This window comes from Psychrobacter sp. VH5, assembly GCF_050572635.1.
Taxonomy (GTDB): Bacteria; Pseudomonadota; Gammaproteobacteria; order Pseudomonadales; family Moraxellaceae; genus Psychrobacter; species Psychrobacter celer.
On sequence record NZ_CP192145.1, the window covers coordinates 2,920,434 to 2,926,433 of the forward strand.

The window sequence follows — 6,000 nt, forward strand, 5'->3', positions numbered from 1 at the left end:
TATTTATTTGCACGCTAAGCTTCCGAGGTTTGTAGTGGTGGAGCCAAACGGAGTCGAACCGTTGACCTCCTGCGTGCAAGGCAGGCGCTCTACCAACTGAGCTATGGCCCCATGTATAATGGTGGGTCTAGGTGGACTTGAACCACCGACCCCCGCGTTATCAACACGGTGCTCTAACCAGCTGAGCTACAGACCCTAGTACGTCCTAAAACGTAAGCTTAAACTAAAGAACAACTTGTTGTGAATTCTTGCTGACCGAATGCTGTCTATAAGGAGGTGATCCAGCCGCAGGTTCCCCTACGGCTACCTTGTTACGACTTCACCCCAGTCATCAACCACACCGTGGTGATCGCCCTCACTAAGTTAGGCTAACCACTTCTGGTGCAATCAACTCCCATGGTGTGACGGGCGGTGTGTACAAGGCCCGGGAACGTATTCACCGCGGCATTCTGATCCGCGATTACTAGCGATTCCTACTTCATGGAGTCGAGTTGCAGACTCCAATCTGGACTACGATAGGCTTTTTGAGATTCGCATCACATCGCTGTGTAGCTGCCCTCTGTACCTACCATTGTAGCACGTGTGTAGCCCTGGTCGTAAGGGCCATGATGACTTGACGTCGTCCCCGCCTTCCTCCAGTTTGTCACTGGCAGTATCCTTAGAGTTCCCGGCTTAACCCGCTGGTAACTAAGGACAAGGGTTGCGCTCGTTGCGGGACTTAACCCAACATCTCACGACACGAGCTGACGACAGCCATGCAGCACCTGTATCACAATTCCCGAAGGCACTCTCGTATCTCTACAAGATTCTGTGTATGTCAAGACCAGGTAAGGTTCTTCGCGTTGCATCGAATTAAACCACATGCTCCACCGCTTGTGCGGGCCCCCGTCAATTCATTTGAGTTTTAACCTTGCGGCCGTACTCCCCAGGCGGTCTACTTATTGCGTTAGCTGCGTCACTAAGTCCTCAAGGGACCCAACGACTAGTAGACATCGTTTACGGCGTGGACTACCAGGGTATCTAATCCTGTTTGCTACCCACGCTTTCGAACCTCAGTGTCAGTATGATGCCAGGAAGCTGCCTTCGCCATCGGTATTCCTCCAGATCTCTACGCATTTCACCGCTACACCTGGAATTCTACTTCCCTCTCACCTACTCTAGCTTAACAGTATCAGATGCAGTTCCCAGGTTAAGCCCGGGGATTTCACATCTGACTTATCAAGCCACCTACGCTCGCTTTACGCCCAGTAATTCCGATTAACGCTTGCACCCTCTGTATTACCGCGGCTGCTGGCACAGAGTTAGCCGGTGCTTATTCTGCAGCTAATGTCATCGCTAACGGGTATTAACCGTTAGGTCTTCTTCACTGCTTAAAGTGCTTTACAACCAAAAGGCCTTCTTCACACACGCGGCATGGCTGGATCAGGGTTTCCCCCATTGTCCAATATTCCCCACTGCTGCCTCCCGTAGGAGTCCGGGCCGTGTCTCAGTCCCGGTGTGGCTGATCATCCTCTCAGACCAGCTACAGATCGTCGCCTTGGTAGGCCTTTACCCCACCAACTAGCTAATCCGACTTAGGCTCATCTAATAGCGAGAGCAGTAAACTGCCCCCTTTCTCCCGTAGGACGTATGCGGTATTAATTCGAGTTTCCCCGAGCTATCCCCCACTACTAGGTAGATTCCTAAGTGTTACTCACCCGTCCGCCGCTCGACGCCTGGGAGCAAGCTCCCATCGTTTCCGCTCGACTTGCATGTGTTAAGCCTGCCGCCAGCGTTCAATCTGAGCCATGATCAAACTCTTCAGTTTAATCTTTCTGAAGCCTTTACCTATAAATAGGAAGATGACTTCTAATCTTGGCTCATTTATCTAGCAAATCGCTTAAAATTATGTTCGTAATGAATTAACTTTGAGTTTTTCTGCTGAGTAAATGATAATTTTTATAGTTAGATTTAACTCCCGAAAAGAAGTCAAAACCAACTTTATTTTTTAGCATTCTATATCAGCAAAAATCCACACAAGTTGTTCTTTAGTTGTGCTTTTAAATAGTGTCTCTTCACTGTCGTCCAGTTAAAGAGTTATATAACTAATAACTAAGCAATGTGCTTATCGTTATTAGCGAGCCGACTATCATATCATAAAGATTTGGTTTGTCAAGCTTTTTATCTAATTTGTTTCTCAAGGTTCGCTGTGTTGTTACTATGTAATCTACCCTAGTAATGCTTAGCTTGTCCTGATGAGGTGCGTATTATAGACGCTTTATTTGGTAAGTCAAGAACTAATTTGGTTTATTTTAAATTAGTTGGTCAGGCTTGGAGTTTAAGAGTTTAAAATAATAAATCATTCTTTGAATGAGCCACTCTTTAATCCGCCTTCCCTTTCGACTGGGTGGCATTATACGCGTATTTGGGTGGGGGTCAAGGGGCCAGACTTATTAATTAAGAGATTATTTGGCATGATGATTGATACTTGATATATATCAAACAGTTAACAGGGAAAATAATTTACCGCTAATCTCAATTACTCTGTTTTAGCGTTTAGCCCTCTTGGTTCTCAGACGACGTTATTCTATCTATGCTTCTTTATGTATCCTTTATAGCTTGCCCATTTTTTCAAAAAAAGCTTTATAGGCGGCGATTTTTTTGTCTAACGCCAAAGGATAAGCGCGCGAGGTGGAGGGCAGGCGATATAAGGTCAGCTCTTTGACGGCGGGGTCTTTGTCATGATGCTGCCAATGATAAGGATACTGCATGCTTTGATTGGTCTTCGGATGCTTGGATTTGGCAGGTGGCTCCACTAGTAAGCTTAGCAAGACCTCAGTTGCTTTGCCGCCAGTGGTAAAGAGCGTCTTAACCTTTGGTACTTGCAGCAAGATATTATCTAAATCCACTGGGGTAACGACGGTTAGGTGTTTGTCCGACGCATTTCCGGTCTCACGAATGGCTTGCTTCACCGTCGGGCACGAGGCAATACCGCGATCAAACATAAAGTCGCGAATACGCTCAGGATCAAAACGCTTTTCACCTTCTACTCTAAAGTAATCAATATCGTCAAAAAACACGCCGCCATAAATACGCCACATATCATTATAAAAGTTTGGATAGTGAAAGCGCATTGCCCATTTATCAGCGGTCGGTGGAAAGGTGCCCATCATCATTACATTGGCATTTGCAGGCAGTACTGGGGCAAACGGATGGGTTTCTACTTCTAAAGCATCGTCTTTTGACAATGCTGCGTCGATTTCTGTATGAGACATGGGGTGCTGGTTGCTAGTTGGTTGATTGGTCATAAGATTCTTCATCAAAAAAGCGGTTTTTTTGGTATCATAGCAGGCCTAAACACTACTTCACCGACCCTGACGTCATATAGTCATCCATAATAGTAAAATATAGTCGATTTAATACAACATAGCATCTTCATTGATGCGCTCAATACGTGGCCGCTTACCATAACAATTCAACTTTATTGGTAATATTTTGCGCGGTAAGCATGTTGTGATAACTCTATATATGTCATATATGTCGCCATTTATGTAGTCAAAGAGAATCGTACTGTCAAGAGATAAAAGCTCTAGGCGCGGTTGTTAGGTAGGCTAAGCTTACTATGAATGCGCTAAAGGCGGGGTAACGTGTGGTAAGTGTTTGTATTTTTTATACTAATGGCAACCGCAGCGACTGCGCAAGCATCAGACCCAAAACCAAGCCAAAACCAAGAGAGTACTTATGAGTGACTTAAAAATTACTGTAATCGATCATCCGCTAGTCCGTCATAAACTCAGCCTAATGCGCGAAAAAGACTGTAGCACTTATAAATTTCGTACATTAACCAAAGAGCTTGCGCGCTTGATGGCGTACGAAGCAAGCCGTGATTTTGAAATTGAGACCTTCCCAATGGAAGGCTGGTGTGGTGAAATCACAGGTGAGCAAATCATCGGTAAGACGGCAACCATCGTACCTATCTTACGTGCCGGCATTGGCATGCTAGATGGGGTACTCGATTTGATCCCTACGGCCAAAATCTCTGTCGTCGGCTTACAACGTGACGAAGAAACCTTGCAGCCTGTACCTTTCTTTGAAAAGTTCGTCAGCCACATGGACAAGCGCCCTGCCCTAATCATTGACCCAATGCTAGCCACAGGCGGCTCGATGGTCGCAACCATTGAGATGCTAAAGAAAAACGGCTGTACCAATATCAAGGCGTTGGTATTGGTAGCGGCTCCTGAAGGGGTGCGTTTGGTCAACGAAGCGCATCCTGATGTGACCATCTTTACAGCGGCGCTAGACAGCCATTTAGATGAGCACGGCTATATCATCCCAGGTCTTGGCGATGCTGGCGATAAAATCTTTGGTAAACAGCTATTTAATAGATAAGCGCAAGCTGCCACAAAACAGCGCACCATTCATATCACAAAAGCCACATACGATATCACTTATAAGGATATAACATGAACGTATTGATTACAGGAGCAAGTGCTGGATTCGGTAAAGCGCTGGCGGAGAAGTTAGTAGCACAAGGCCACCAAGTGATCGGTTGTGCCAGACGCCGCGATAAGCTTGATGCACTGGCAGCTACATTGGGCGAGGCGTTTTTGCCAGTCGTTATGGATGTCAGCGATACCCAGTCTATTGCTCCAATTATCGCTGATCTGCCAAAAGACTTTAGCCAAATCGATGTCTTGGTAAATAATGCTGGGCTAGCGCTCGGCACCGAGCCTGCCCATGAGGCAGATCTCAATGACTGGATGCGTATGCTCGATACCAATATCAAAGGTCTGGTGACGCTGACCCACGCTGTACTACCTGCGATGGTGGCACGCGACAGCGGTTATGTCATCAATGTCGGCTCTATCGCTGGCAGTTGGCCATACTTTGGCGGTAATGTCTATGGCGCGACCAAAGCCTTTGTCAAACAGTTTAGCTTAAATCTGCGCGCGGACTTAGTCGGTACGCAGGTGCGCGTCACCAATCTTGAACCAGGTAATGTCGCGGGCACTGAGTTTTCGAACGTGCGCTATCATGGCGATGATGAGAAAGCGGCCAAAGTCTATGACGGCTTTAAAACCATGACCGGTGAGGATATCGGCGATATTTTATTGTGGTTGATTGAATCGCCCGCCCATATCAATGTCAATCGCTTGGAAGTGATGCCAGTGGCGCAAACTTATAATGGTCTGACCATTGCGAAGCAAGGCTGTTAAAAGCTTAGCCGGCCGTTTTGCTCTCTAACGTAACTCATAAGACCGAAGCAATATAGTCTCATCTATATTGCTTCTTTTTTTGGGTTGAATTTGGGTTTCTTTGACCAGCGTTAACTGCTGAAAGTCCAAAATCAGCACTTCATTTCGAATGCGCTCACTGGTGCGCTTATTATGGCGAATAGGAAAGCCTAAGAGGTGTTTGCCGACGATGGTTATCTGATTGACTACCATCTGTGTATATTGCACAGCACGGCTACTTGGCTGCGCATCGATGATAGCAGTCGCAGGATTGACCGTGGTGGTTAGCAGCTTGGTTTGTCGTACCTGCTTTGGCATATCACCTGCAAAAAACAGCACTTGCCCCAGCGGTAAATACTGCGCATGACGCGTCAGCTCACGGCGAAATAATGCGGGCATATCGGTATTAAAGCTGTCCTCGCTTTGCCGATAAAAAGCGGTAAAGTTCCGATGCAAATAGCGGCCAAACACACTGCTATTGATCCAGTCCTGATACACCTCATTGGCTAATAACTGTTGTGTAAAATCCCGAGCATCAGGCATGCTCTCTGCGCTTAGCATCGCGACTAGTAGCGCCTGCGGGGTTGCAAAAGTTTGCTGCTGCCAGATCTGTGGATACAAACTACTATCAAGCAAGGCTAACGTCGATTTGCTCATACACTCTTCCTTTATGTCACTGATGATCATTGATCGGCCGCTCATCCCTTAACCTGCTCGCCGCTATTACCGCTAGGCATTTTTTATGCTATGGTCAGTTTAATTGTTTTAATATAGCAGGGTTTTATCA

The 6,000-nt window shown here is 46.5% G+C and carries 4 protein-coding genes, 2 tRNA genes and 1 rRNA gene; 2 read left to right on the forward strand and 5 right to left on the reverse strand.

Going from position 1 to position 6,000, the window contains the following annotated elements:
- Positions 1–35: 35 nt before the first annotated feature.
- The 4 genes from ACNFVB_RS12180 to ACNFVB_RS12195 all read right to left on the reverse strand — a co-directional run bounded on the left by ACNFVB_RS12180 (position 36) and on the right by ACNFVB_RS12195 (position 3,254).
- Positions 36–111, reverse strand: a tRNA-Ala gene (locus ACNFVB_RS12180).
- Positions 112–119: 8 nt separating this feature from the next.
- A tRNA-Ile gene (locus tag ACNFVB_RS12185) sits at positions 120–196 on the reverse strand.
- 73 nt (positions 197–269) lie between these two features.
- A 16S ribosomal RNA gene (locus tag ACNFVB_RS12190) occupies positions 270–1,807 on the reverse strand.
- 784 nt (positions 1,808–2,591) lie between these two features.
- On the reverse strand, positions 2,592–3,254 hold the full coding sequence (locus tag ACNFVB_RS12195; RefSeq protein ID WP_075101977.1) for a DNA glycosylase: 663 nt from the start codon (positions 3,252–3,254) through the stop codon (positions 2,592–2,594).
- A 466-nt stretch (positions 3,255–3,720) separates the two neighbouring features.
- On the opposite strand from ACNFVB_RS12195, the gene upp reads away from it, so the two are divergent.
- Together upp and ACNFVB_RS12205 are read left to right on the forward strand one after the other, a co-directional pair.
- The gene (gene upp / locus ACNFVB_RS12200; RefSeq protein WP_075101966.1) at positions 3,721–4,368 is read left to right on the forward strand and encodes a uracil phosphoribosyltransferase; all 648 of its coding nucleotides are present in this window, start codon (positions 3,721–3,723) and stop codon (positions 4,366–4,368) included.
- Positions 4,369–4,442: 74 nt separating this feature from the next.
- Positions 4,443–5,195, forward strand: coding sequence for an SDR family NAD(P)-dependent oxidoreductase (locus ACNFVB_RS12205; RefSeq protein ID WP_430737663.1), 753 nt, complete (start codon positions 4,443–4,445; stop codon positions 5,193–5,195).
- 24 nt (positions 5,196–5,219) lie between these two features.
- Here the strand turns inward: ACNFVB_RS12205 and ACNFVB_RS12210 are convergent, their stop codons facing one another.
- Positions 5,220–5,870, reverse strand: a complete 651-nt coding sequence (locus ACNFVB_RS12210; protein WP_430737664.1) for a hypothetical protein — start codon at positions 5,868–5,870, stop codon at positions 5,220–5,222.
- Between the last annotated feature and the right edge of the window lie 130 nt (positions 5,871–6,000).